Source organism: Micromonospora sp. NPDC005806 (assembly GCF_042871425.1).
In the GTDB taxonomy this organism is placed as follows: domain Bacteria; phylum Actinomycetota; class Actinomycetes; order Mycobacteriales; family Micromonosporaceae; genus Micromonospora.
Genome location: NZ_JBIAIL010000017.1, coordinates 56502 through 80045, shown reverse-complemented (window position 1 = coordinate 80045; position 23544 = coordinate 56502). Strand labels below are relative to the sequence as shown.

The 23544-nt window shown below is 69.9% G+C and carries 23 protein-coding genes; 19 read left to right on the top strand and 4 right to left on the bottom strand.

Features of this window, described 5'->3' with window-relative positions; translation table 11 throughout:
• The first annotated feature begins 3 nt into the window (after positions 1–3).
• Complete coding sequence (locus ACFYOS_RS19210; RefSeq protein ID WP_387143020.1) at positions 4–2154, top strand: UvrD-helicase domain-containing protein; 2151 nt, start codon at positions 4–6, stop codon at positions 2152–2154.
• 11 nt (positions 2155–2165) lie between these two features.
• On the opposite strand, the gene ACFYOS_RS19205 is transcribed toward ACFYOS_RS19210, so the two are convergent.
• The 3 genes from ACFYOS_RS19205 to ACFYOS_RS19195 form a co-directional block, all read right to left on the bottom strand.
• Positions 2166–2498 carry a hypothetical protein gene (locus ACFYOS_RS19205; protein ID WP_387143017.1) on the bottom strand — a complete coding sequence of 111 codons (333 nt, stop codon included), beginning with the start codon at positions 2496–2498 and terminating at the stop codon, positions 2166–2168.
• Positions 2499–2694: 196 nt separating this feature from the next.
• Positions 2695–2883, bottom strand: a complete 189-nt coding sequence (locus tag ACFYOS_RS19200; RefSeq protein ID WP_387143014.1) for a DUF397 domain-containing protein — start codon at positions 2881–2883, stop codon at positions 2695–2697.
• A complete protein-coding gene (locus tag ACFYOS_RS19195) occupies positions 2876–3763 on the bottom strand; it encodes a helix-turn-helix domain-containing protein (RefSeq protein WP_387143011.1) in 888 nt (295 codons plus the stop codon). Before ACFYOS_RS19195 ends, ACFYOS_RS19200 begins: the two co-directional genes overlap by 8 nt.
• A 267-nt stretch (positions 3764–4030) precedes the next feature.
• On the opposite strand from ACFYOS_RS19195, the gene ACFYOS_RS19190 reads away from it, so the two are divergent.
• The 4 genes from ACFYOS_RS19190 to ACFYOS_RS19175 all read left to right on the top strand — a co-directional run bounded on the left by ACFYOS_RS19190 (position 4031) and on the right by ACFYOS_RS19175 (position 5715).
• Positions 4031–4324 carry a DivIVA domain-containing protein gene (locus ACFYOS_RS19190; protein WP_387143008.1) on the top strand — a complete coding sequence of 98 codons (294 nt, stop codon included), beginning with the start codon at positions 4031–4033 and terminating at the stop codon, positions 4322–4324.
• Positions 4321–4572 (top strand): hypothetical protein, encoded by a 252-nt coding sequence (locus tag ACFYOS_RS19185; RefSeq protein ID WP_387143005.1) that lies wholly within the window; start codon positions 4321–4323, stop codon positions 4570–4572. Before ACFYOS_RS19190 ends, ACFYOS_RS19185 begins: the two co-directional genes overlap by 4 nt.
• Positions 4573–4769: 197 nt before the next feature.
• Positions 4770–5219 (top strand): VOC family protein, encoded by a 450-nt coding sequence (locus tag ACFYOS_RS19180; protein ID WP_387143003.1) that lies wholly within the window; start codon positions 4770–4772, stop codon positions 5217–5219.
• A gap of 94 nt (positions 5220–5313) precedes the next feature.
• Positions 5314–5715 carry a DUF1330 domain-containing protein gene (locus ACFYOS_RS19175; RefSeq protein ID WP_387143001.1) on the top strand — a complete coding sequence of 134 codons (402 nt, stop codon included), beginning with the start codon at positions 5314–5316 and terminating at the stop codon, positions 5713–5715.
• A gap of 280 nt (positions 5716–5995) precedes the next feature.
• On the opposite strand, the gene ACFYOS_RS19170 is transcribed toward ACFYOS_RS19175, so the two are convergent.
• Complete coding sequence (locus ACFYOS_RS19170) at positions 5996–7006, bottom strand: ScyD/ScyE family protein (RefSeq protein WP_387142998.1); 1011 nt, start codon at positions 7004–7006, stop codon at positions 5996–5998.
• A gap of 364 nt (positions 7007–7370) precedes the next feature.
• Here ACFYOS_RS19170 and ACFYOS_RS19165 point away from each other — a divergent pair, with 364 nt between their 5' ends.
• From ACFYOS_RS19165 to ACFYOS_RS19100, 14 genes are all read left to right on the top strand, one after another.
• Entirely contained in the window at positions 7371–7784 is a 414-nt protein-coding gene (locus ACFYOS_RS19165; RefSeq protein WP_387142995.1) for a DUF2267 domain-containing protein, read from the top strand.
• Positions 7785–7997: 213 nt separating this feature from the next.
• Positions 7998–10919 (top strand): BTAD domain-containing putative transcriptional regulator, encoded by a 2922-nt coding sequence (locus ACFYOS_RS19160; protein ID WP_387142992.1) that lies wholly within the window; start codon positions 7998–8000, stop codon positions 10917–10919.
• A 70-nt stretch (positions 10920–10989) separates the two neighbouring features.
• The gene (locus tag ACFYOS_RS19155; RefSeq protein WP_387142989.1) at positions 10990–11229 is read left to right on the top strand and encodes a hypothetical protein; all 240 of its coding nucleotides are present in this window, start codon (positions 10990–10992) and stop codon (positions 11227–11229) included.
• Between the two features lie 67 nt (positions 11230–11296).
• Positions 11297–11779, top strand: a complete 483-nt coding sequence (locus ACFYOS_RS19150; protein WP_387142986.1) for a hypothetical protein — start codon at positions 11297–11299, stop codon at positions 11777–11779.
• Between the two features lie 3 nt (positions 11780–11782).
• A complete protein-coding gene (locus ACFYOS_RS19145; protein WP_387142983.1) occupies positions 11783–13561 on the top strand; it encodes an ABC transporter ATP-binding protein in 1779 nt (592 codons plus the stop codon).
• The gene (locus ACFYOS_RS19140) at positions 13558–13869 is read left to right on the top strand and encodes a S24/S26 family peptidase (protein ID WP_387142980.1); all 312 of its coding nucleotides are present in this window, start codon (positions 13558–13560) and stop codon (positions 13867–13869) included. The genes ACFYOS_RS19145 and ACFYOS_RS19140 overlap by 4 nt, the downstream gene beginning before the upstream one ends.
• A gap of 3 nt (positions 13870–13872) precedes the next feature.
• Positions 13873–14376 (top strand): MauE/DoxX family redox-associated membrane protein, encoded by a 504-nt coding sequence (locus ACFYOS_RS19135; RefSeq protein ID WP_387142977.1) that lies wholly within the window; start codon positions 13873–13875, stop codon positions 14374–14376.
• Positions 14377–14621: 245 nt separating this feature from the next.
• Complete coding sequence (locus ACFYOS_RS19130; protein ID WP_387142974.1) at positions 14622–15899, top strand: ABC transporter substrate-binding protein; 1278 nt, start codon at positions 14622–14624, stop codon at positions 15897–15899.
• Between the two features lie 6 nt (positions 15900–15905).
• Entirely contained in the window at positions 15906–17009 is a 1104-nt protein-coding gene (locus tag ACFYOS_RS19125) for a carbohydrate ABC transporter permease (RefSeq protein ID WP_387142971.1), read from the top strand.
• Positions 17006–17839, top strand: coding sequence for a carbohydrate ABC transporter permease (locus ACFYOS_RS19120; protein WP_387142968.1), 834 nt, complete (start codon positions 17006–17008; stop codon positions 17837–17839). The genes ACFYOS_RS19125 and ACFYOS_RS19120 overlap by 4 nt, the downstream gene beginning before the upstream one ends.
• Positions 17836–18654: a carbon-nitrogen hydrolase family protein gene (locus ACFYOS_RS19115; protein WP_387142965.1), complete on the top strand. Its 819-nt coding sequence runs from the start codon at positions 17836–17838 to the stop codon at positions 18652–18654. Before ACFYOS_RS19120 ends, ACFYOS_RS19115 begins: the two co-directional genes overlap by 4 nt.
• A gap of 530 nt (positions 18655–19184) precedes the next feature.
• A complete protein-coding gene (locus ACFYOS_RS19110) occupies positions 19185–20564 on the top strand; it encodes a glycoside hydrolase family 125 protein (protein WP_387142962.1) in 1380 nt (459 codons plus the stop codon).
• Positions 20561–22066 carry an extracellular solute-binding protein gene (locus ACFYOS_RS19105; RefSeq protein WP_387142959.1) on the top strand — a complete coding sequence of 502 codons (1506 nt, stop codon included), beginning with the start codon at positions 20561–20563 and terminating at the stop codon, positions 22064–22066. Before ACFYOS_RS19110 ends, ACFYOS_RS19105 begins: the two co-directional genes overlap by 4 nt.
• A gap of 378 nt (positions 22067–22444) precedes the next feature.
• Positions 22445–23437 carry a hypothetical protein gene (locus ACFYOS_RS19100; protein ID WP_387142956.1) on the top strand — a complete coding sequence of 331 codons (993 nt, stop codon included), beginning with the start codon at positions 22445–22447 and terminating at the stop codon, positions 23435–23437.
• The last annotated feature ends 107 nt before the right edge of the window (positions 23438–23544 follow it).

Here is a 23544-nt window from a genome sequence, read left to right as displayed (position 1 = left end):
CCCGTGCCACAGCTCGCCTTCGCCAACAGCTTCTGGGAGAGCTACGACGTCCTCGAAAAGCCGGTCAAGGCTGGCGTGCGTAAGGCGATGGACAAGTTCCAGCAGCTCAGCATCGCCGAGCTGCACGCCGACAAGGGCCTGCATCTGGAGTCGGTGAACAACGCCCGGGACCCGCGGATGCGTACCATCCGAATCAACGACTTCTGGCGCGGGGTGGTGCTGGCGCCCGACGACGGCAGCGACACGTTCCTGCTGCTCAACGTCGTGCCGCACGACGACGCGTACACCTGGGCCGCGAAGCGGCTCTACACGGTGAACACGGCGACGCGGGCGCTGGAGGTCCGCAACGTCGTCGCCATCGAGCAGCTCACGCCGGCCTTAGAGAAGGCGGCGGCGGAGGCGCCGACGCTGCTCTTCGCCCGCTACTCCGACACAGTGCTGCGTGAACTCGGCATCGACGACCAGGTGCTGCGGGCGGTACGCACGATCATCGACAAGCGGCAGCTGGAGGCGTTCGGCACGCTGCTGCCCGAGGACCAGTTCGAGGTGCTGCAGTACCTCGCCGAGGGCTTTACGCCGGACGAGGTCTACCGCGACGTCGTGGCCGAGCGCCGGCCGGTGGACGCGACGCCGGAGCCGAGCGAGAGCCTCGCCGTGGCGATCGCCAACACCGCCAACCGCATCACCCTGGTGACCCGGCCCGACGAGCTCGCCGAGATCCTCGACAAGCCCTTTGCCGCCTGGCGGGTGTTCCTCCACCCGTCGCAGCGGCGGGTCGCGTACCGGGTCTCCTACAACGGGCCGGCGCAGGTGTCAGGTGGGCCCGGCACGGGGAAGACCGTGGTGGCGCTGCATCGGGTCAAGCACCTGCTCTCCCGTGCGCCCGACAGCCGGGTGCTGCTCACCACGTACACCAATGCTCTGGCCGCGACCCTGCGGGAGAACCTGGCACTGCTCCTCGACGACGAGGAGCATCTGGCGCGGGTGGAAGTGACCACGGTGAACGCCTTCGCGCACCGCGCAGTGCGGGCTCTCGCCGGGCGGGTGCCGACCCCGATCGGTGACGCGGACGAGCGGCAGGTCTGGCGGCGGGTGTGTCGGCGACTGAACCTGCCCTGGACCGAGCAGTTCCTCGCCCAGGAGTTCCGGCACGTGATGCTTGCCCACAACGTGCAGACCCGGGAGGAGTACCGCGCGGCCAGCCGGCGCGGCAGAGGGTCGGCGCTAGGCCCGCGGCAACGCGACCGGGTGCGGGACGCCGTCGAGATATTCCAGAAGGAGGTATCGGCGGCCGGCAGCGCCACCCATCTGCAGATCTGCGCCCGGGCGGCGGAGTTGCTCTGCGGCGCCGACCTCACCGTCCACGGATACGACCACGTTGTGGTCGATGAGGCGCAGGACCTGCATCCAGCGCAGTGGCGGGTGCTGCGGGCTGCGGTGGCACCTGGCCCGGACGACCTTTTCATCACAGGCGACCCGCACCAGCGGATCTACGACTCGCGGGTCTCGCTGAACGCCCTCGGCATCTCCGTCGCCGGGCGCAGCAGCCGCCTGCGGGTCAACTACCGCAGCACGGAGGAGATCCTCTCCTGGTCGACGGGGGTGCTGGTCGGATCGCGCGTCGAGGACCTCGGGGGTGACGGAGTCGACAGCCTCGCCGGCTACCGGTCGCTACTGCACGGCATGCGACCGCACGCCGCGGGGTATCCGACGAGCCAGGCCGAGGTCGCGGCGCTCGTGGAGCGGGTGGGGGAATGGCTGAAGCAGGGCGTTCAGGCGAGCGAGATCGCTGTGTGCGCACGGTTTAACACGACACTCAGCACGGTGCGCGATGAGTTGGCCTATGCCGATATTCCGTCCGTCTTGGTGCGGGACCAGCCCGGCGCGGACGTCGACGGGGTGCGGCTCGCGACCATGCACGCGATGAAAGGGCTGGAGTTCCGGTGCGTGGCCGTGGTCGGTGCCAACGCGCGGGCGGTGCCGTTCGCGAAGGAGGTCACGCCGCCCGAGGTGGATCCAATGCAGCACGATAGCGACATGCTTCAGGAACGGTGCCTGCTTTTCGTTGCGAGCACTCGGGCACGGGAGGCGCTACACGTGTCGTGGAGCGGGATTCCAAGCCCGTTCCTGGCGTTTGCGGCCGACGCCCGCTGACTGGCTCGACCTCAACGGGCTGCGGCGTAGCAGCGCTCCCGCTCCTTCTGCCACAGCACTTCGTCGTCGAGGTTCGCGTACTCGGGCCGCATCCGACGGGCCAGGTCGTAGAAGCCCTCGTGCGGGCGGCGCGTCTCCTTGCCCACCACCAGCGCGCTCCAGATCGGCTCACCCCGCTCGGTGGCCCGCTGGGAGACCTTTTCCAGATGAGGTCCGAGATAATGGGGCAGAACTCCGATCCGCTGGCCGAGCGGCCCATAGCAGATAAGGCCTTCAGCTACTGCGACGCCGTACAGGATGTCGGCGATGCGGTCGACGCGATCAATCTGGAAGGTTTCAGCCATGCGAGTAGGCTAGCGACAAGATCCTTTCTCGACAATCAAGCGCTTGGGCGTGAGCCTTCTTGCGCTAGGACGAGGGCTCAGCTGTTGTGGCTCTTGTGGAGCGGAAACTCGTGGGCCCCAAGCTGTTGCATCGGCCCATCCCGCCAATGGGTGGCCACCCACGAACTGTCAGATTCGCGTCAATCGAGGAGGCAGCTCAGCTTCTTCGCGCCCTGATGAACGCCGCCCATGCGGGGGGCTCGAAGGCAAGCATCGGCCCGAACGGGTCCTTCGAATCGCGTACGGCGACGATGCCAGGAAGATTGGTGGCGACCTCGACGCACGCGCCGCCGTTGTCGCCGCTGCGGGTGCTCTTGCGCCAGACGGCGCCGGTCAGGTCAGTCATGCCGCGTCTCCCCGGTGATCCTCTTGATCATGTCCTTCGATTCTGCCTCGCCGAGGGCGAGCCCATCCAGCCCGTTCCAGACCCGTTCGTAGGCGGCCAGTTCGTCGGGCTTGTCGAGGTACAGCGCCCCCGTCAACGACTCGCTGTAGACGACCGACGGCTCCGGCGCGGCCCGGCCGCCCTTGGTGGCCGGGAAGTCGAGAATCATGAAGGTGCCGGCGACCGCACCGGGCTGGGGCCCCGCCGCAAGTGGGAGCACTCTGACAGCCACGTTCGGCAGCTCGGACAGCTTCATGAGATGGTCGAGCTGGGCGGTCATCACCGCCCGACCCCCGACGGCGCGTCGCAGCACAGCCTCTGAAAGTACCGACTCCAGCCGGGGAGCTGCCGGGAGACGTCGCATGAGCAGTGCCTGGCGTTGCAGCCGGATCTGCACGGCCCGCTCTCGCTCCTCGTCGCTCAACGTCCGACCGAGACGGTACAGCGCGTGGGCGTATTCCTTGGTTTGGAGGATGCCGGGGATCAGTGATTCGTCATAGCCGCGAAGGCGGGACGCGGCGGATTCCAGGCCGACGTACAGCTCGAACCAGCTCGGCACCGCGTCCCCGTACGCGTGCCACCAGCCCTTCGACTTCGTCTCCGCGGCCAGCCCCTTCATCGCCTCGGTCAGCTCCGCCGAGACCCCGTACAGCTCGCACATCGCCTTGACGTCGAGCACCCGGACCGCGCCCATGCCGCACTCGATGCGCCAGATCTTCTGCCGGCTGTACTCCAGGGCCTCGGCGGCGGCGTCCAGTGTCACGCCGGCCTCGGTGCGGTACTGGCGCAGCAGCCGGCCGAGCTGCCGGCGCGGCACGGTCGATCCGATCTCCTCGGCCATCCGAGCACTCCCTGATTCCGTCCTGCAACACTGCGTGACGCTACTCTGAAACTCCTACAGGTTGCAGTAAAGAAAGTCAATACATCTGGAGAGAAATCTGCTGTGGAACGTTGCATCAAGGCTGCGCACTGTCACAAGCTGGATACCAAGAGCCGTGCTGCCGTACCGCTGAATGGAGCTGCGGTGGCAGGGCCGGGTGGGTCCGCTCGTGCGGGGAGGGCGGGTGGTCCCACCCATCCACATCCGACGCAGAGGGAGGCCAGCGGCATGATCGTCCGCAACCATCGACCGGCCCGGGGGAGCGGAGCGACCTACCGCTCCGGCGCGTACACAAGTCTGCTGCCGTGGCAGGTGCGTGAGCGCCGCTTCAAGCCGGTCGGGCTCGGACGCCGCGGCCTGGACCCCGCCGACGTCTATGCCTTCCTCGACCGGGTCGCCGGGGACCTGGCCGCCGTACACGCGGCCCTGGCCGCCAGCCGCCGGGAGACCGCCGTCGTCAAGGACGCGCTGCGTCGCTGGCAGTCCGACCAGGCTCGCCGGGCGAACAGCGACCGCCGGTGACCGAGCGCTGGGTCATCCACCTGCCGGTCACCGCGACCGACCTGCCCGCCGCGCAACGTCTGGCCCGGGTGGTGGCCCGTTGGACCGGAGTGCTGCCGCAGGCCGACCCGGGGGAGACCACCGTCTCCGTCGAGGACGACCAGAACATACGCCATCGGGTCTTCTGCGACCTGCTGATGCCCGGCGGCCGGCGCTGCCTGCTCCGGGCCGACCACGACGGCCCCTGCTCCCGCCGGCTCCGCCGCTGACCCGGTCTCGCGCCGCCCGGCAACTTCCCTGGAACCGGCACCTCCTACCGAAGACCAGGCCGGCCGGCTCAGGCCACACCCGGCTGCTGGCGTACCGCAGGCGACCAACTTGCCGCCCCAGAGAAACCGTACGCGAGGCGAGTGTGCCGGCGCCGCAAGCGGGTAGGCACCCGGCCGACGGGACTGGGGAGGCGTGGATGGGGAACGAGGCGCCGGACTACTTCCAGCCCGAGAGCGGGCTGGTACTCACGCATCTGCTGATTGTGCGGGACGTGGACCGGTCACGGGAGTTCTACCAGCGGGTGTTGGCAGCCACGGTGGTGCGGGAACGCCAGCCGGCGATTCTGCGGTTCCACAACAGCTACATCGTGATCAACAGCGAGGGCGGTCCGACGGACGACAAGCCGGACGTACGGGCACAGGCGCCGCCGGACTCGAGCACCCTGAGCAGCGCGATGAACATCCGAGTCACCGATGTCCACGCGGTCTACGAGCAATGGCGGTCCCGGGGTGGCGAGTTCCTGACCAAACCGAAGGACCACGGCGTCGAGATCCGCTGCTACCTGCGCGATCCGGACGGCTACCTGATCGAGCTTGGCCAGGGCACCGGAATCCTCGCCGAAATGGACCGGGCCGTCTCGGCCTAAGGAGGGGCCCGCACGCGACGAGGAGAACCGTGCACGCGGAGTTCCTCGAGGCGGAGAGGCAGCGGGCAGGCCTGCCATCGATGGAGACGGCTCTGTGGACTGGGGCGACGAGGCGGACCGATCCGCCGGTCAGGTGGCCGCTACGCTTCCCAGGGCAAACCAGCAGGGGAATGCCCATTCGGATGAGCGGGAGACAGCGACGGTGCCGAAGGCCTACTGGATCAACACCTTCCGGTCCATCAGCGACGAGGAGAAGCTCGCCGCCTACATCGAGCTGGCCGGGCCGGCAATGCGCGCCGCCGGCGGCACGTTTCTCGCGCGCGGCCTGCCATCCCACGCGTTCGAGTCCGGCCTGCTTGAACGTACGACACTGATCGAGTTCGACAGCGTCGACGCCGCGGTCGCCGCCTACCACAGCCCCGCCTATCAGGAGGCGCTGCGGGCGCTCGGCGACGGGGCCGAACGCGACCTGCGCATCATCGAAGCGACGCCCTGACGCCGGCGACGGGCGTGCCGGGGCCAGGACGAGCCGCCTGGCTGCCCTACTCACGGCACTCCGCCGACGAGTGGGCCCGGCGGCCGGCGCTGCCTGCTCCGCGCTGACCACGACGGCCCCTGCGCCCGGCGCCTGCTCCGCTGAGCGTCGTACTCATGCTCCATGCGGGACGCCGGAGGGGCCGGTCCGACATCGACCGACCCTTCCGTCTGTCCCGCAATTCGGGCCGCCCACCCTGCTGCTGAATCAGGGGGCAGAAGCGTCGTTGGGACTTGGTGTACTACGACAGTGCGATCACCTTGGCGGCGCCCGGCAGGAGCCCCTGCGTCAGCGCATAGACCGTGCCGTCCTTGCCAACTGTCGCGGCCATTGGCATCGAGAGGCCCGTGGCCACCGGGGTGCAGGTCCAGGATCCCGGGCTGCAGGCGTTGACGGTGCCACTCGTGCCCGACCCCAGCTCCACGGCAAGGAAGCTCGCTTCATCGATTTCGACGACGTAGAGCGTGCCGTTCGGAGCGAACGCGAGGTCGACGATCGACGTGAACCCGTCGGCCACCACCGTGCAGGCCGGGCTGGTCCCGCACTCCGCGTGACGCGTGCCTGGCTCGACCCGCCACACCTTCGATGCCCCGATCGGCCCGGGGAACCCCTTCAGCTCACTGACGTAGTAGGCGCCGTCGGGCCCGACCGCCACACTGGTGGCCACGCCCTGGGCCGGGATCATCTCGGGCAGCGTGCAGACGAATGCGAACTCCGGCGGTGCGGCCGGACAGCCGGCGAGCTGCTTCGCGTTGGCGGTGGAAGCCAACTCGTCGGGGAGCGTGGCGACCCAGTCGACGTTTCCCTGCTGGTCTACGACGAGCAGGGCGTTGGCACCCGCGTCGGCCACGAGCGCTTTGCCTCCGCCAAGTGCCGCGACGTCGTACGGGTTCGAGTCGATTTCCTCTCCGTCCGGATTCACTGCGGCTTCGAAGGCGCCCAGATCGGCGATCTCGCGGGTTGCCCCACCCGAGACGCGGAACAGCTTCCGCGCTGAGGCGTCCTCACCCCCACCGGTGACGGCGAACATGTCTCCTCGCCCGATCGGCGCGACGTCGGTCACCCCTGGCAATGGGGCGGCCAGCGTGCCGACACCATTGCGCAGCTCGACGATCCCGGCTCCGGCGTCGGCGACCAGCAGGCTGCCGTCGGGCGCGGTGGCGAGGCCGAACGCCGGCGAGGCGAACTCGTACGACGGCACCGATGCCTGCGCGGATGCTGCGGGAATCAGGAGACCCCCGGTCAGCGCCACCGCTGTCAATCCACGTCTTAGATAATTGCTACCGAACATTCGTCCCCCTCCGATGGCCATTCGTACGCAGCCCACCGATCCTCCCTGTGAGCAGCGGTTTCATCTGGTTGCCCGGGTGTACCACGCTCCGCATTTCCGCCAGAGCGCCCGGTCGAATATCCGACTGCCAGATGCGGGGGCAAGCCGGGCGAATGTCGAGGATGTCGGGGTAGCGCGTCTTGGTGGTCGCCCAATCGGGATGAGGCAGGGTCACCCCCCGTCGCAGGAGGCTGTGGGCAAGGCGCACCGAACCGGACCGCGGCAATTGAGGTCACGAGCTGGTAACTGGCGGTTCGACGGCGGTCCGGCCGGAGAGGAGAATCAGGTGGAATACGAGGATTTCATCAACGCAGTGGCCACACGGGCAAAGATGTCGACGGATCAGGCGGCGACAGTGACCGGCGCGACGTTGCAGACATTGGCGGATCGGATCAGTGCCGGCCAGGCTGAGAACCTTGCCTATCAGCTTCCCGAAGGGCTTGACGACTGCCTGCGCAAACCGCTCAGACAGGAACAGGTCAAGACGTCGCTCGGGTTCGAAGATTTCGTGCAGCGGGTGGCGGATCGCCCGGACGTCGACCGTGCGCTCGCCGATGCCGGGATCGGCGCCGTGCTCACCACGCTACGTGAGGCTGTTACCCGCGACGAGTTCGAGAATACGGTGGCCCAGCTTCCGAAGGAGTTCCGGCAGGTGATCGAACCGGTCGGTGCCGGTGGCGGGCGGCGCCCCGGCTCGTAGCACGCGCAGTCAAGGCAGCAGCAGGTGTGCCCGCGCCGCACGCGGGTACGCCACTGCCGACTGGACCCGCCCTGCGGTCGCCGACCTTTCCGGACTGCCGGGCCCAGATGAGTCGGTCGGGCACCGGGACTTGAACTCCACGTCCACAAGGCACCGTCCTATAAAGATCACCCGGCGGTGGCCCCCGAGTTGGGCAGGCGCTAGCGTTTCGCGGTGCGCGGGTATCGGATCGGCATCCTCGGACAGGTCGAGCTGACCGTCGACGGGATCGACGTGGCGCTCGCCCCGCTGGAGCGGGCACTCATCGCGATCCTCGCCGCTCACCGTGGACGCATCGTCTCCGTCGACCGCTTGATCGACGGGCTGTGGCCGGACCGCCCGCCCGGCGGAGCGCGCAACCGGGTTCAGGCGGTCATCGCCTCGGTCCGGCGCAGCGCGGCGCGGGAGTTGGTCCTGACCAGGTCACCCGGCTATCAGCTGGGCACCGCGGTGGTCGTGGACTCCGCGGAGTTCGCCGCCGACGTGCAGGCCGCAGCCGCAGCGGCCGAAGCCCGGTCCGCCGTGGAGCTGCTCGACCAGGCGCTCGCGCGCTGGCGCGACGACGCCTTCGTCGACGTCACCTCGACGCTGGTCGACGTCGAGCGCGATCGGCTCCACGAGCTGCGCGCGCACGCACTCGAACTGCGCGTCGAGGCGCTGCTGTCGCTCGGTATGCACCACGAGCTCGTACCGGAGCTGGCCACGCTGGTGCGTGATCGGCCCCTGCGGGAACGGCTGCGCGGCCAGCTCATGGTGGCGTTGCAGCGCAGCGGCCGGCAGGCCGAGGCGCTGGCGGTCTACCGGGCCGGGGCCCGGGTTCTCGCCGAGGAGCACGGCATCGACCCGAGTCCGCAGCTGCAGCAGCTGCACCGGGAGATCCTCGACAGTGAGCAGGAGCCCCCGCAGCGCGCGTGGGTGCGGCCCAACCAGCTGCCGGGCGTCGCCCGCGACTTCGTGGGACGGGAGAAGGAGCGCGGGCTCCTGCTGTCACTGCTCGGCCACCCGCCGGAGGTCGCCGGAGCCGTCCAGGTCGTCGCCGTGACCGGGCTGCCCGGGACCGGCAAGACCACGTTGGCGCTGCGGGCGGCGCATGAGATCCGGCACCGGTTCCCCGACGGGTGCCTCTACGCGGACCTGCGTGGCAACACCGCCGACCCGGCGCAGCCCGGCGCGGTGCTGGGCGCCTTCCTGCGCGCCCTCGGCGTGACCGGAAAGGCCATTCCGGCCACGGTCGAGGAGCGCGCGGCGCTCTACCGCTCCGTGCTCGCCGACCGCACCATGCTGGTCATGTTGGACAGCGCGGCCGACGCGCCGCAGGTGCGGCCGCTGCTGCCGCCCGGCCCCAGCAGCGCGCTCATCACCAGCACCACCGACCTGCACGGGTTGCCCGGTGCCGCTGTCGTCGCGCTCGACGTCCTGCCGGTCGACGACGGCGTGAACCTGCTGGCCGGCCTCGCCGGGACCGACCGGATCGGCCGGGAGACCGCGGCGGCCGCCGAGGTCGTCGAGCTCTGCGGCCGCCTGCCGCTGGCGTTGCGGATCGCCGGCGTACGGCTCGCCGAGCGGGAGGCGATGACCGTCGCGCGGCTGCGCGACCGGCTGCGCGACGAGCGGCGCCGCCTCGACGAGCTGTCCCTCGGCGAGCTCGACGTGCGCAGCACTTTCACCGTCGGGTTCGAACGGTTGCGGCCGCCGGCCGCCCGGCTGCTCGCCGTGCTGAGCCGTACCTCGCTGCGCAGCTTCGGCATGTGGGACGAGACCACCGAGCCACTGCTGGAACAGCTGTGCCGAGCCCAGCTGTTGGCCGCCGACCCCGGCGGCAGGGTGCGCATGCACGACCTGATCCGACTGCACGCCCGCGAGCGAACCGAAGTCACCACCGCCGAGCTGGTCGCCTGGTACGCCCGGTTCCTCGCGTACGCCGAACGCGCCGACGCGGCACTGCCCTGCAAGGTGTATCCGGTGGCGGACGTCGAGTCTCCGCTCGACGCGTGGGACGCTGTCGGCTGGTTCGAGGCGGAGCGGGAGAATCTCGCCGCGGCCGTGCGCGACCTGCTCCGCCTGGACGCGGTCGACCTGGCCGGACGGTTGGCCGCCACGATGGGCAACTTCGCGATGATGCGCAGCGAACACCTGCCCGAGTACGCCGACTGCCTGCGCTCCGTGCTCGACCGGCAAGCCGACCTGCGCCTGCCGACCCGGTTGTCGCTGCAGCTCGGCCTGGGCACGACCTACCGGGTGCTGGACCGGCACGCCGAGGCCCTGCCGCTGCTGCGCGCCGTCCAGCGGGACAGCCGGGGAGCCCTCGTGGCACACCGGATCGCCGCGCTGCAGGGCTACTCGCTGTGCTGCCGGCACCTCGGCCGGTTGCGTCAGGCGGACGCCGCCCTGGTGCTGATGGCGCGGCTCTGCGTCGCGCATTGGCCGGTCGGCCCCGTCGGCGGGCACGCGCTGCTGACCCTCGGCCTGCACGACGGGCAGTTCCAGCCCGCTTCCCACTTCGCGTACGCCGCCTTCGCCGGTGCCTTGCAGTCCTTCCAGGACTGCGGCGACCTGTGGGGTGCGGCGATCGCACGGGAGAGCATCGGGCTGCTGCACCGGCATGCCGAGCAGTGGCCGCAGGCGCTGGAGCACCTGGGACACGCGGTGGCCGCCGCTCGACGCCTCGGTGACCGACTGACCTTGACCATCGCCGAGCAGGCGCTGGCCGCCACCCACCTCGCCGCCGGTGACTACGGTTCGGCGCGCCAGCTGCTGAACCGTACCGTGCCGGCGTTCCGCAAGATGCGCCACGGCTGGGGCGAGGCGATCTCGCGCCGGCTGCTCGGCCGGGTGTACCTCGAGGAGGGCGACGCGCTCCGGGCGGTCACCGAGCTGGCGGGCTCGGTGGCGATGCTGCGCGACATCGGACAGCCGTTCCCGCTCGCGAACTCGCTGAGCCTGCTGGCCCGGGCGCAGGCCACGCTGCAGCGGCCCGACGAGGCCGTCGCGCTGGGCGAGGAGGCGCTGCGCATCTTCGAGCACTTCGACGCCGCGTACGCCGATGACCTGCGCGAACGGCTCGCGCAGTGGCGGAGCGCAGCCCCCGCGCAGTAGGACCACAGCGCACCCGCAGCGGTCCCCGGCACAGTCACGGGCATCCATCCAACACAAGGAGGTATGTCCCATGACCAGGGTCATCACCCGCGTGGGCGACACCATGCTCGCCAAGCTGCTCGGTCGTGCGGAGGCCGGCGCCTGCGTGCCGGAGAACGGCCAGGCCTGTGCCTGCGTCGCGTCCGACGGCTACTGCTCGGGGGGCGTCTACTTCCGCCGCTACCGGCAGGGCTACTACAACTGCACCGGCGCGTGCGTGACCACGACGTCGAAGGCGCTCTGCTACGTCAAGAAGGCCGGCGTCTGCTGACCTGACTCCGTCCGCCCGGGGCCGCGCCGGCAGGCGCGGCCCCACCCTGACTCGCCAAGGAGTTCCCATGCCGGGCTTCGCCTACGCCGCGCTCGCCCTCATCGGCGCGGTCGCCGTGCTCAACCTCGTCCTGACCCTGGCCCTCGTCCGACGGCTGCGCACCATGGAGAGCGGCCATGCCCACGACGGCGAACTCATTCCCGAGGTGCTGCCCGCGCCGGGCCTGGACGTCAGCGGCTTCCCGCACGCCGACCTCGCCGTCGGGCGGCGCACGGTGGTCATGCTGACCCCCACCTGCCCGCCGTGCCAGACCCTCCTGGACACCTTGACGGCCGACGCCGACCGCTACCGCGACGACACCCTCGTGTTCATGATCGGTACGCCCGCCGAGACGGCCTCGATGGCCCCGGGCCTGACCGGCTTCGACACGACGACGATCTCCGAACAGCTCGCCGAGACGGCGTTCCGGGTCAAGGGCTTCCCGGCCGTGCTGTCGCTCGCCGACGGCGTCGTCGTCGACTCCGGCCACCAGCTCCCGGTGCTGGCCTGACTCGTGGCCACGCTGCGGACCGCCCTGCGCCTGGGCAGCGCCGACCCGAGGGCGCTCGCGGGGATGGTCGTCCTCATCCTCATCGGTTCGGCACCGCCGGTCGGCGTCGCCTGGTTCACCAAGCTGCTCTTCGACGAGGTCGGCAAGGGCCGCTCGGCCAGCCCGTCGACCGCTACCTGGTACGCCGTGGCGATCGCCGTGCTGTTGGCGCTGGGCGCGGCCGCCAGCCGCCTCTCCGGCTACTTCACCGCGGCGGTGCAACACGCGATCACGGTTGCCGCGGAGGCCCGGCTGTACCGGAAACTGAACAGCTTCCTCGGTCTTGGCCCCTTCGAACGGCCGGCGCTGCGCGACCGGCTGTCACTGGCCCAGCAGGCCGCCGACCAGGCGCCGTACGCGGTCGTCATGTTCACGGTCAACGTGGCGCAGAGCGTCGTCACCGTCGGCGGCTTCGCCGGGATCCTGGCGTCGGTCTGGCCGCCGGCCGGGCTGCTCCTGCTCGCCGCGACCGTGCCCGAGTTCCTCATCCAGCTCCGGCTGTCTCGGCGTACCGCACAGGCCGCCGAGGAGAGCGCCGGTCTGTACCGGGCGCGCTTCCTGTTCCAGACCATGCTGACCGACCTGCGCGCCGCCCGCGAGGTCCGCCTCTACCAGCTCGGCGGGTTCTTCCACGACCGGCTCACGGGCGCCCTGCGCGCCGCCGGCCGCATCGCGCTGAGCGCTCAGCGGCACGCCACGATGGTCCAGAGCGGCTGGGCCCTGGCCGGCGCTGCCGTGACCCTCACCGCGACGGTGATCGCCGTCAACGCCGCCGTCCGCGGGCGGCTCAGCCTCGGTGACCTCACCCTCCTGCTCGCCGCGTTCGGCTCGGTGCAGAGCGGCCTCTCCAGCGTCGCCGGCCAGCTCGGCGAGGTCAGCGCGGCCGTGCGCCTGTTCCGGCACTACGTGGCCGTCGTCGACAGCCCCGCCGACCTGGCCGACGGGGCGCTCCCGGCACCGCCGCTGCGTACCGGGATCAATTTCGAGGATGTGTGGTTCCGCTACGACACCGACGGCCCCTGGATCCTGCGGGGCGTCGACCTCGTGATCCCGGCCGGTGAGGCGGTCGGACTCGTCGGCCTCAACGGTGCCGGTAAGAGCACCCTGGTCAAGCTGCTCTGCCGGTTCTACGACCCCGATCGAGGCCGGATCACCTGGGACGGGGTGGACCTGCGCGAGCTGCGGGTCGAGACGTTGCGACAACGCATGGGGGCGGTGTTCCAGGACTTCATGTGCTACGACCTGACCGCGCAGGAGAACATCGGCATCGGGCAGCTGCCGTACACTCCCGAGCAGGTCGAGGACGCCGCCGCGCGGGCGGAGATCCACGACCGCGTCCGCGCGCTTCCCCACGGGTACGCCACCCTGCTCAGCCGCACCTTCGCCGACCAGGACGGCGAGACCGGGGTGACCCTCTCCGGCGGGCAGTGGCAGCGCGTGGCGCTCGCCCGGTCGCTGATGCGGGCCGACGCCGACCTGCTCATCCTCGACGAGCCCAGCTCCGGACTCGACGCCGACGCCGAGACCCGCGTCCACGCCTCGCTGACCCGGATCCGCCAGGGCCGTGCCGGACTGCTGATCTCCCACCGGCTCAGCACCCTGCGCGACGCGCGGCGCATCATCGTGCTCGACGCCGGACGCGTCTCCGAGTCGGGCACGCACGACATGCTGATGGCGGCCGACGGCGAGTACGCGCGCCTGTTCCGGCTCCAGGCCGGCGGCTACCAAATGGCGGCGTCATGACCGGCTGGCTGCGCCGCCGCTGGCGCCTGGTGACGGTACGCGGGCACAGCATGGAGCCGACGCTGCACGACGGCGACCAGCTCATCGTCCGCGTGGGGCGGACACCGGCCGCCGGCGATCTCGTCGTCTTCCGGGCCCGCGACGTCGTGCCCAACGCGGACCTGACGTGGATGGTCAAGCGCGTGCACCGGATCGAACCCGACGGCGCCGTGACGGTACGCGGGGACAACGCCCACACCCAGGACTCGCGGCACTTCGGAGCGGTGCCGCGCGACGCGGTTCTCGGCGTGGCCAGAAGGAGGCGATGACACATGTATGTCGAGCTCGGTTGCCGGGTGCTGCTCGGCGTGGTCTTCCTGGCCGCGGCGGTCGGCAAGGTCTCCGGCCGGGCCGCCTACCGCGCGTTCACCGGCTCGGTCCGCGACCTGGGCTACCGGCCGAGCGGTCCGATCGCCGCGGCCGTGGTCGCCACCGAGTTCGCCGCCGTCACCCTGCTGGCGCTCGTCCCCCTGGCCGGATTCGCCGTGGCGGCCGCCCTGCTGCTCGCCTTCGCCGTTGCCATCACGGCCAACCTGCGGCGCGATGCCGCCGCCACCTGCCGCTGCTTCGGCCGCGCCGCCGCGCCGCTGGGCCGGCACCATGTGTGGCGCAATGCGTTCCTCATCGCCTGTGCGGCCGCCGGCGCGTTCGCACCGGCCGGTCCGGTACGCCCGGAGGGGGCGGTCCTGGCCGTCGCCGGTGGGCTGGTGGCCGGTGCGCTGGTCGTCATGCTGGACGACCTGCGATATCTGTTCGGCGCGTCCAGCCGAGCGTGACTTCGCCCGCCGCCCCCACCGGCGCCGCTCAAGAACCTCCGCCTTCGACCGCCGCCGCGACCCTGACCGACCAGGACGGCTTGGCTGTCGAAAACTTCGATGGCTGCGGCTCTTGACAGCTGAGGAGCGGTGCTCCGATCATTTGTCATCCCACAATGACAAATACGTCCGGCAGGTGATGCCTGCCGGCCGGGAAGACCAGGAGGGAACCGATGAGCGTTTCGTCGCACAGGCGGATACGTGTCATGGTGGCCAGCGCGACGGTGCTGCTCCTCGGCTTGACCGGGTGCACCGGTTCCGGCGGCTCCGGCAAGGGCGACACCGGCACGGTCGAAGGCAAGCTGCGCGTAGTCACCAACTGGACCGGTGCCGAGGGCGAGGCGTTCGCCGCCGTCATCGACGGTTTCAAGGCGAAGCACCCCACCGTCGAGGTGCAGATCGAACAGGTTCCATTCGCACAGGGCGAGGCCCTGCTGACGCAGCAGTTCGCCCAAGGTTCGCCGCCGGACGTCGCGGTGGCGTTGCCCGGGATGATCCGGGCGTTCTCCCAGCAGGGCCTGCTCCTCAACCTCGACGAGATGTGGGACCGCTGGATCGCTGACGGGCAGTACACGGCGACGTTGCGAGACGTGGCCGCCGGTACGGATGGCCACACCGACGCGGTCTACTTCAAGGGCAATATCAACGCCCTGATCTGGTACAACCCGGCCCAGCTGGAGAAGCTCGGCGTGTCGGTACCGAAGTCGTGGGCGGAGTTCACGGCCGTTCTGGACAAAGCGAAGGCGGCGGGCGTGGCACCGTTCGCGGTGGGTGGCAAGGACGGCTGGCCGCTCACCCAATGGATCGACCCGGTCATTCTGCGGGTCGCCGGACCGGACGCGTTCAACGACCTCGCTCGCGGCAAGATCCGCTGGGACGACCCGCGGATCGTCAAATCCTTCGAAGTTCTGGCTGACATGATCGCCAAGTACTTCCCGAAAGACGCCCTGTCGACCGGGTTCATCGACGCCACCTGCGGGCGGGTACAGGGAAAGTTCCTGTTCGAGAATCAGGGCGCGTTCATCAACCTCGTCGACCCAGCCGAGTGCGACAAGAACCTCAAGCCCGGCAAGGATCTCGCGTTCTTCCTGATGCCTCCGTACGACAACACGGTGCCACCCGCACAGTTCGTCAGCGGTGACCTGTTCGTCGGCGCCAAGGACACCAAGAACCTCCCCGCCACCCGGGCATTGCTGGAGTACCTGGGATCGGTCGACGCGCAGACGATCTGGGCCAAGCGCGGCGGGTACATCGCACCAAACACCAAGGTGCCAACCAGCGTCTACCCCAACGTCAACGACCAGCAGGCCGCCGGGCTGTGGCCCAAGGACTCCTCCGTCAAGGCCGGCTACGACCTCGACGACTGGATCGGCGGCGAGATCCAGGTGAAGTACCGGCAGGCGCTCGCAGATTTCGCCCGCGACCGGGACGTCAACCGCTTTATCGGCACCATGAAGCAGGTCGACGACGGGTCCAGGAACTGAGCGCCGATGACCACCCCCAGCCAGTCACCCGCCCACGTCAGTGGTGGCCGCCCCGCCGGGTTTCTCCGGCGGGGCGGCCCCCGCCGGGCCGCAGACCACGACCTCGCCGAGCACAGCGGCGACCGCCCCGCCAAGCGGGGCGGTCGCCGCCGGACTGGACGGACAGCCGCCGCGTTCCTAGCCCCGCTAGTGGCCATCTTCACGGCGTTCTATCTGTGGCCCGCCGCTCAGACCGTGCTGAGCAGCTTCTTCCGCTGGAGCCTGCTGCGGCCATGGAAGCCGCAGGACCGCACGACCTGGGACTACGCGGGGCTGGACAACTACCGGCAGACGCTGGCCGATGCCAGTTTCTGGAACGCCGCGATCAACTCACTGATCTGGCTGGTGGTCTTCCCGCTGCTGGTCACCGGGTTCTCGTTGCTGGTCGCCATCCTCATCTGGCACACGCGGCGATGGTCCGCGGTGTTCCGGACGGTGTTCGTGCTACCCATGACGATCTCGCTCGCTGCGGCAGGGGTGATCTGGTCCTTCGTCTACAACCCGGATCCTGACGTCGGGGTGCTCAACGCGGTCCTGCAGGCCGTGCACCTCGATGGCCAGGTGGATTGGGGGCCGCTGCACCTGCGTACCGGTCAGTGGCTCGCCGATGCCGGCAGCTTCGACCTGGGCTTCACCCAGATTCGGTTGGTGAACATCGCCATCATCATCCCGGCCTTCTGGGCGTTCACCGGCTTCGGGGTGGTGACATTCACCGCCGGACTGTCGTCACTGCCCGGCGAGCTGATCGACAGCGCCCGGGTCGACGGATGCCGAGCCTGGCAACTCGTGCGCCACATCATCCTGCCGCATCTACGCCGGCCCATGATGGTCACATTCGTGATGAGCGTGATCTTCGCGCTCCGCACCTTCGACATCGTCTACGTGATGACCCAGGGCGGTCCCGGCCAGGACACCACTGTTCTCGCCCTGCTGTCGTGGCAACAGGCGTTCGCGTTCCTCACCAGACCAAAGGCAGGACTGGCGGTCTCAATCGCCGTACTGATGTCCGCCGCGCTGATCGTCTTCGCCTATCCGTACTTGAAGAGCATGCTCCGGCGGGAGGCGAAATGAAGGGCAGACCATTGACGGCCATGGCGCTGTACGGCTCACTGACCGTACTCAGCGTGCTGTGGCTGGTGCCGGTGGCGGCGGCGACCATGATCTCGGTGATTCCGATCGAGCAGACGCGACTCGGCTGGTGGAAGAGCGGATTCGCCGACCTGACCATCGACAACTACCGGCGTGCCTGGGAGCAGGGCCTGTCCCAGTATGCGCTGAACAGCCTCGTCATCACCGTCGGGTCGGTGGCGGTGACCCTGGTGGTCGGGGCACTGGCGTCGTACGCGTTCGCGCGGATGGACTTCCGGTTCAAACGGATCACGTACTTCCTGCTGGTCACCACGATGATCGTGCCGGTCCAGCTGATCCTGATCCCGATGCTGCCGTGGCTACGTACCCTCGGGCTGTCCGGCGGCGGCCAACAGTTCCTGGGGATCGTGCTGGTCCATACCGCATTCGGTGCAGGCTGGGCGATCTTCATGATGTACAGCTTCTTCGCCGAGGTGCCGGAGGAGTTGTTGGAGGCTGCCCGACTGGACGGTGCTTCGCACCTCGACCTGCTCCGGCGCGTGGTGCTGCCGCTCACGCTGCCGGGCCTCGTGTCGTTCGCGATCATCGACTTCGTCTTCGTGTGGAACGACCTATTACTCGGGTTGAGCCTGCTCGATCGAGACCACCAGCCGATCACCGTCGGCCTGGCGAACCTGCAGTCCCCGCATCTGGCCCAGGAGGACCTGGTGGCCGCCGGTTCGATCATGGCGGTGCTGCCACCACTAGTGCTTTTCGCTGTGTTGAACCGGTACTACGTACGCGGATTGTTTGCGGGAGGGGTCAAGGGATGAGTGTGCTGGACGTTGTCGCCCTACAGTTGGCGGCGAAACCGGGCGACGTCACCGGCAACGTGGAGCGCCTGCTGGCCGCCATGCGTACCCAATGCGTTGGCGCGGATCTGGTGATCACGCCAGAACTGGTCACCACCGGGTACGACCTGGCGATCATCGACCAGCGGGGCGCGGAACTCGCCGAGCCACTGGACGGCCCGACGGTGACCGCGGTGACGGAGGAGGCCCAGCGGCTTGGCACGACAGTCGTACTCGGTCTGCTGGAACGCGACGGCGACGCCCTGTACGACACCGCAGTCGTCGTGGTGCCGGACGGGACCGTGCATCCGTTCCGCAAGACCCACCTCTACCCGCCTGAGCGGCTCCGCTTCGCGGCCGGCAACAGTCTGCTCACCATCGATACGCCGGCCGGGCGGCTCGGGCCGCTGATCTGCTTCGAGCACGCGTTCCCGGAGCTGGCCACGACCTTGGCCCTGGCTGGCGCGCAGATCCTGGTCATCCCATCCGCGGTACCGTTCGGCTACGAATATCTGCTGACCCTGCGGACAAGGGCGCGCGCCCAGGACAATCAGGTTTTCGCGGTGGCCTGCAACCTTACCGGTGGGGACTACTGCGGACGCTCGCTGATCGTCGACCCGCGTGGAGAAGTGCTGGCCGAAGCGGGCGTGGCGGAAGAGGCGCTGCGGGCGCGCATCGACCTTGCCGCGATCGCCCGGGAACGTGACCGGGAGCCGGCGCTGCGCATGCGCCGGGCCGAAATGTACCGGGTCGACGCCGTCGACGTCCCCGGGATTGTGCCAGCGGCCCAGCAGTGAACCTGCCCGCAACCGCCCCACCGCTCCAATCCGCCGCCGATGAGCTGCGCAAGCCACTTGATGTCGGAAACGGGCTGCTGGCCGCGTCGCTTGGCGGCCATGGCTGCTGGCTGTCAGTCGGCATGCCGCACCCGGTGCACGGGTTTGTCGAGCTGTCCGGAGTGCCGGCGTTCGACGAGCGCTGGCGCGGCGACCCGGTCGCGGTTCGGCGCTACCGGTCCTGGCTGACCGAGGACCGGTACGCGTTCCTCCGCCTCGATTTGCCCGAGGAGGCAGTTTCGGCGCGACGCGCCGGCGTGGACGACGCCGGGCGGCCAGTCTGGCAACGCGCCGGTCGGGACTGGTCCTGCGCGGCGGTCGCGTGGGCGCCTCCAGATCAGCCGGTGATCGTCCAGCGGCACCTCCTGCGGGCCACCCCGGGGGCCGGCCCTACAGTCGCCATACTGAGGTTCCGCGGCCGGCTCGACCGCTGCGCGCTCGCGGAGATCACCGAGGTGAACCCACCCGCGCCGCTGCAGGTGCACACCCTGGTGCACGAGCAGTTCGGGGTGCTGGCGCTCGACGCGCCGAAACTGCCATGCCGCGCCCAGGTTTCGGTCCGGGTCCGCAACGCGGAGTCCGGTGCCTGGATAGCGGACTCGGATGGCGGCGCCACACTGGCCGTGACAACTCGCGGGGACGGGGGCGACGATGCAGAGATCGTCGTCAGCGTGTCGCTGGCACCGACCCCACAGCCCGACTGGAAGCAACGTCCAGTCCCGGTCGGGCAGTTGCCGGTCCCGGTCGCGCGCTTCCCCCGCCGCGACCCGGACACCACCCTCGCGCGGATCGGGTCCGGCGCGGTCCGCTACATCCTCGGCTGCACCGCACTGGACGTCGGCCACGGCGAGCGCGCGATCCTGACCGACCACCGGCTGCTCCCGCTGAGCTGGACCCGGGATGCCTACTACCAGGCCCTGTTGCTGCTCACCGCAGGCGGAGAAGATCACGGCACGACCGAGATCGTCGGCGGGCATCTGCGCTGGCTGTGGGGGCGCGGGCGGGCTGTCGGCGTGCCGTGGATGCGAAGCCACCTGCCGGACGGGCGCCCCAAGGACCTCGCGGTCCAGGCCGATCAGCAGCTGTACCCGATGCTGGAGCTGACCGACTTCCGGCGGATCACCCGCGGCTGGCCGACACCCCCAGGCGACGGTGAATACGCCGACCCGGCGCGGGAGTGGGGCAAGCTGGTCGCCGAGGTGTGGGAAGGCCTGCCCCGGCAAGGACCCGATGGTCTGCTGGCGAGCGCCGAGAACCCCGCCGATGATCCATCGGAGCTCCAATTTCCGCTGTCTGCCCAGATCCTGTACTGGCACACCGCCAACCGGCTGGCTCGCTGGTCCGACGAACTAGGGCTCGACGGGCTCCGGCTCTCGGAAACAGCAAGCGCACTGCGCGCAGCGGTCAACCGATGCTTCACCTGCTGCGGGCCATACGGTACTCAGTGGGCGTACGAGAGCGACGGTGCCGGCAGGCACCGGCTTTACCACGACGCGAATGACCTACCGACCGCGTTCGCGCCGATGTGGGGGTTCTGCACCCGGGAGGACCCGCGCTGGGTGGCCACCATGCGTTTCGCGTTTTCGGCGCAGAATCCGGGCTTCGTCATCGGGCGTCACGGAGGGCTCGGGTCCGCGCACACACCGGGAACGTGGACGCTCGGCGACGCGCAGGAGCTTGCTGTGGCATGGACGACCGGCGATGAGGGCAGGGCGGCTGTCGTCCTGGACCGGTTGACCCGCGTTGTGGGCACCGACGGCCTACTGCCGGAGACCTACGAACCGGACACCGGACACTGGCTCGCCCGGCACTGGTTCGCCTGGCCAGCGGCGGTTATCGGCCTGCTACACCTTGACCGGCCTGGTCTATGACCCGCGAATCCACCAACCGGACCGCGGTGCACAATGAGGACGCGACCCCCCGTGAGGAGGAAACCCTGGTGCGTCCGGCAATTGACCCCAAGCAGCCGTTGCCGGTCTACGTCCAGCTCAAGACCCTGCTGCTCGAGGAGATTCTCAGCGGCCAGTACGGCCCTGGCGAGCGCTTGCCGACCGAACATGAGCTGTGCGCCCGCTACGGCATCAGCCGGACCCCGGTCAACCGCGCTCTTTCGGAGCTCGCCGACGAAGGCGTCGTGCTGCGCCACCGCCGTCGCGGCTCGTTCGTGAACCCGCACTGGGTGCAGCGCCACCCCGCCCTTCGCGAGGCACGGATCATCGTCCCAGACGGCTGCTGGGAAGCCATCGTGCGCGAAGCCGCGCCGGCGGACCTCACCCTGAACATCGTCTCGGTGGCATTGCCCGACCTGCACCAGGTGATCATCCGCGCGGTTGCCGAGGGACGAGCTCCCGACCTCGCCGTACTGGACTCGGTGTGGGTCCACGAGTTCGCCAAGTCCGGCTTCCTCACGCCATTGGACGAACTCGACACCGGCTGGGTCCGCGACGAATACGAGCAGGATTTCCTCGAACCGTTCCGGTCAGCGAACACGCTCGACGGGCGGCCCGTCGCCGTGCAAGCCGAGGCCGACGTGGCCGGCATCTGGTACCGCCGGACCCACCTGGCCGCCGTCGGCCACCAGCCGCCCCAAACCTGGGAAGACCTCGCCGCGCTGGGTCAAGCCCTCGCCGGGCGCGGTCACGCCATCCCGCTGACCCTCCCCGGCGGCTCGCGCGCAGGTGAGACCGCGACGTATTGCCTGCTCTCGCTCCTCGCCTCGAACGGCGCCACCATCCTCGACCGGGAGATGGTCACCCTCGACACACCCGCCGCGGCGGAATGCCTGGCGTTCCTGCGGCGACTCCTGGACACGAGCGTCATCCCCGCTGAGGCGGTCTCCTACGACCGCAATCGCCCGATCCGCCAACTCGCGCACGGCCAGGCCACCCTGGCCTTCGGCGGCAGCTACGACGCGCCCGCGCTGGCTGCGGCGGCCGGGGTGGCGACGGACAGCGTGCTCGACGAATTCGGCTTCATCGGCATGCCCGCCGGGCCGCACGGGGCTCCTGCCACGCTTGCGGGCGGAATGGTCTACGGCATCTTCCGGCAGGCGTCGGCCCCGCACCTGGCCATGCGCGTGCTGCGCGATGTCACGTCAACCGACGCGCTCGCGCGGATGTCCCGAGTCACCTGGCAGATCGCCCCCCGGCGGTCCGCCGTCGACCGCACCGCGGCCAGTTCGCCGCTCCTCCGGGCGACCGGCCCGCTGCTCGGGCAGGCCGTGGTGCGGCCAATGACCGCCCAGTACCCCCGAGTCTCGGCCCAACTACAGTCGATGCTCGAGGCCGTCCTCACCGGCCGGATGGAGCCTCGCGCCGCGACCGCCCGCGCCGCAGAGATGATCAGTGCGATCACTGGTCTGCCCCTTGCCTGACAGTCGGCGCCGAACGGGAACCTTCGTGTCTCGGCCGTCAGGACGACCAACGGCCGCGTGTCAACGGCGCCGCCGCGCTGACGCATCGGCAGCGACGCCGCTGGCTCGATGTCTGCCCCTGCATGGCATCGTCCAAGCGCCGGGCTGAGGGTCCCGTTGGAGCCCGTTCCCGGTGCCGAGATCGCGGTCCGGTTAGGGGACGTGCGCACGGCGCGTCGAGTCGTTGTGCGGATGGTGCTAATCCACTGTGCCGGAGGGTATTCGGCTGACCCCGTTAGGCCACCATCGGTGATGTTGCTGGGCGGCAGCGGACGAGTCGGGAGGGTGCCCGTGGTGCGGCGTCGCGGCGGACGACTCGCTCGGGCGATGGTGCGCGGGATGCTGCTGTTGGGTGGCCTCATCGCCACTTGGGTCGCTTACGACGCGGTCATGGACGATCCCGCATACGCCGTTGGCGAGCCGCGCCCGGGCATGGCCGGCGATCTGTTCGACCGCGCACGGGCGGTGGTTGGCAATGTCCTGTCAAGTCCGTCCGCGTCGCCTGGAGGGTCGGCGACGGTCGACCGCAGCCCGGCCGGGACCGACGCGGTGCGCGAGCCGGCGCCCGTGACCGCGGGGACAGCTGCCACCCGGGCGCCTGCCCGTGCGGAGCCCGACCCGGCGGTGCGGGTCCCGCCCGCTGGGCTGTCGGCGGCGGTGGCGCCGGTGCGTCGCGTGGTGGACCGGTCGGCCGGTACGGGGGTGGCGGGAGCCGTCGAGGCCGTCGCGCCGGTGACGCGTCCGCTCGTGGGCGTTGCGGCGCCGGTGCAGGAGATCGTTGGGACGGGACTGCGCAAACCCGTTGACGCCGTTGTCCGGCGGGTGGCCGACCCGGTCGTCGAGACACTGGCCCCCGTCCTTGCCCCGGTGCTCGGGGTGACCCGACCGATCGTCCGGCAACCGGCCCTGGTGGTTTTACCTGGCGATCTGGTCGAACCGAATCCCAGTCCTGCACGTGCGGTGCCGGTCATCACCACTCCGGGCACTATCGAGCACCCTGTTCGAGCGCCAGCTGCGACCCCGGCGCACCCGGAAGCCGCGCCGTACTGGAACGTGACGGCGGGGTGTAGGAGCGGCGGCGAGCCAGCCGCAAGCGCTGCGGTCGACGTGAGTCGTGACCCCGGGCGCGTCGGTGGGACCGGCGCCGGCGGTCTGACGCCGATCTCGTCCGGCAGCGCGAGCAGGTCCGCTGCCTCAGGCGCCGGTACGGCGACGGCAGCCGACATATCACCGCATCCGTGGACGCCGGAGTTGGTATCGCAGCGCTGCGCTTCGTCCTGGTGCGAGAAGTTCGCCCAACGATCGCCTCAGCCTGGCACCAGACCTGCCTGAGGGGCGCCTCGGCGTCACGTCGTGCGGCAACGGCTGACGCACCGGCACCGCCGGACAGGCAACGGAGGCGCGGTCGCGGGTCGCGGCCGCACCTCACCAACTGCCGG

Bases quoted from the DNA above. Each gene is read 5' to 3' on its own strand.
- ACFYOS_RS19205 (WP_387143017.1), bottom strand. From the start codon at position 2,498: ATGGCTGAAACCTTCCAGATTGATCGCGTCGACCGCATCGCCGACATC.
- ACFYOS_RS19200 (WP_387143014.1), bottom strand. From the start codon at position 2,883: ATGACTGACCTGACCGGCGCCGTCTGGCGCAAGAGCACCCGCAGCGGC.
- ACFYOS_RS19195 (WP_387143011.1), bottom strand. From the start codon at position 3,763: ATGGCCGAGGAGATCGGATCGACCGTGCCGCGCCGGCAGCTCGGCCGG.
- ACFYOS_RS19190 (WP_387143008.1), top strand. From the start codon at position 4,031: ATGATCGTCCGCAACCATCGACCGGCCCGGGGGAGCGGAGCGACCTAC.
- ACFYOS_RS19180 (WP_387143003.1), top strand. From the start codon at position 4,770: ATGGGGAACGAGGCGCCGGACTACTTCCAGCCCGAGAGCGGGCTGGTA.
- ACFYOS_RS19155 (WP_387142989.1), top strand. From the start codon at position 10,990: ATGACCAGGGTCATCACCCGCGTGGGCGACACCATGCTCGCCAAGCTG.
- ACFYOS_RS19150 (WP_387142986.1), top strand. From the start codon at position 11,297: ATGCCGGGCTTCGCCTACGCCGCGCTCGCCCTCATCGGCGCGGTCGCC.
- ACFYOS_RS19140 (WP_387142980.1), top strand. From the start codon at position 13,558: ATGACCGGCTGGCTGCGCCGCCGCTGGCGCCTGGTGACGGTACGCGGG.
- ACFYOS_RS19135 (WP_387142977.1), top strand. From the start codon at position 13,873: ATGTATGTCGAGCTCGGTTGCCGGGTGCTGCTCGGCGTGGTCTTCCTG.
- ACFYOS_RS19130 (WP_387142974.1), top strand. From the start codon at position 14,622: ATGGTGGCCAGCGCGACGGTGCTGCTCCTCGGCTTGACCGGGTGCACC.
- ACFYOS_RS19125 (WP_387142971.1), top strand. From the start codon at position 15,906: ATGACCACCCCCAGCCAGTCACCCGCCCACGTCAGTGGTGGCCGCCCC.
- ACFYOS_RS19120 (WP_387142968.1), top strand. From the start codon at position 17,006: ATGAAGGGCAGACCATTGACGGCCATGGCGCTGTACGGCTCACTGACC.
- ACFYOS_RS19115 (WP_387142965.1), top strand. From the start codon at position 17,836: ATGAGTGTGCTGGACGTTGTCGCCCTACAGTTGGCGGCGAAACCGGGC.
- ACFYOS_RS19105 (WP_387142959.1), top strand. From the start codon at position 20,561: ATGACCCGCGAATCCACCAACCGGACCGCGGTGCACAATGAGGACGCG.
- ACFYOS_RS19100 (WP_387142956.1), top strand. From the start codon at position 22,445: ATGCTGCTGTTGGGTGGCCTCATCGCCACTTGGGTCGCTTACGACGCG.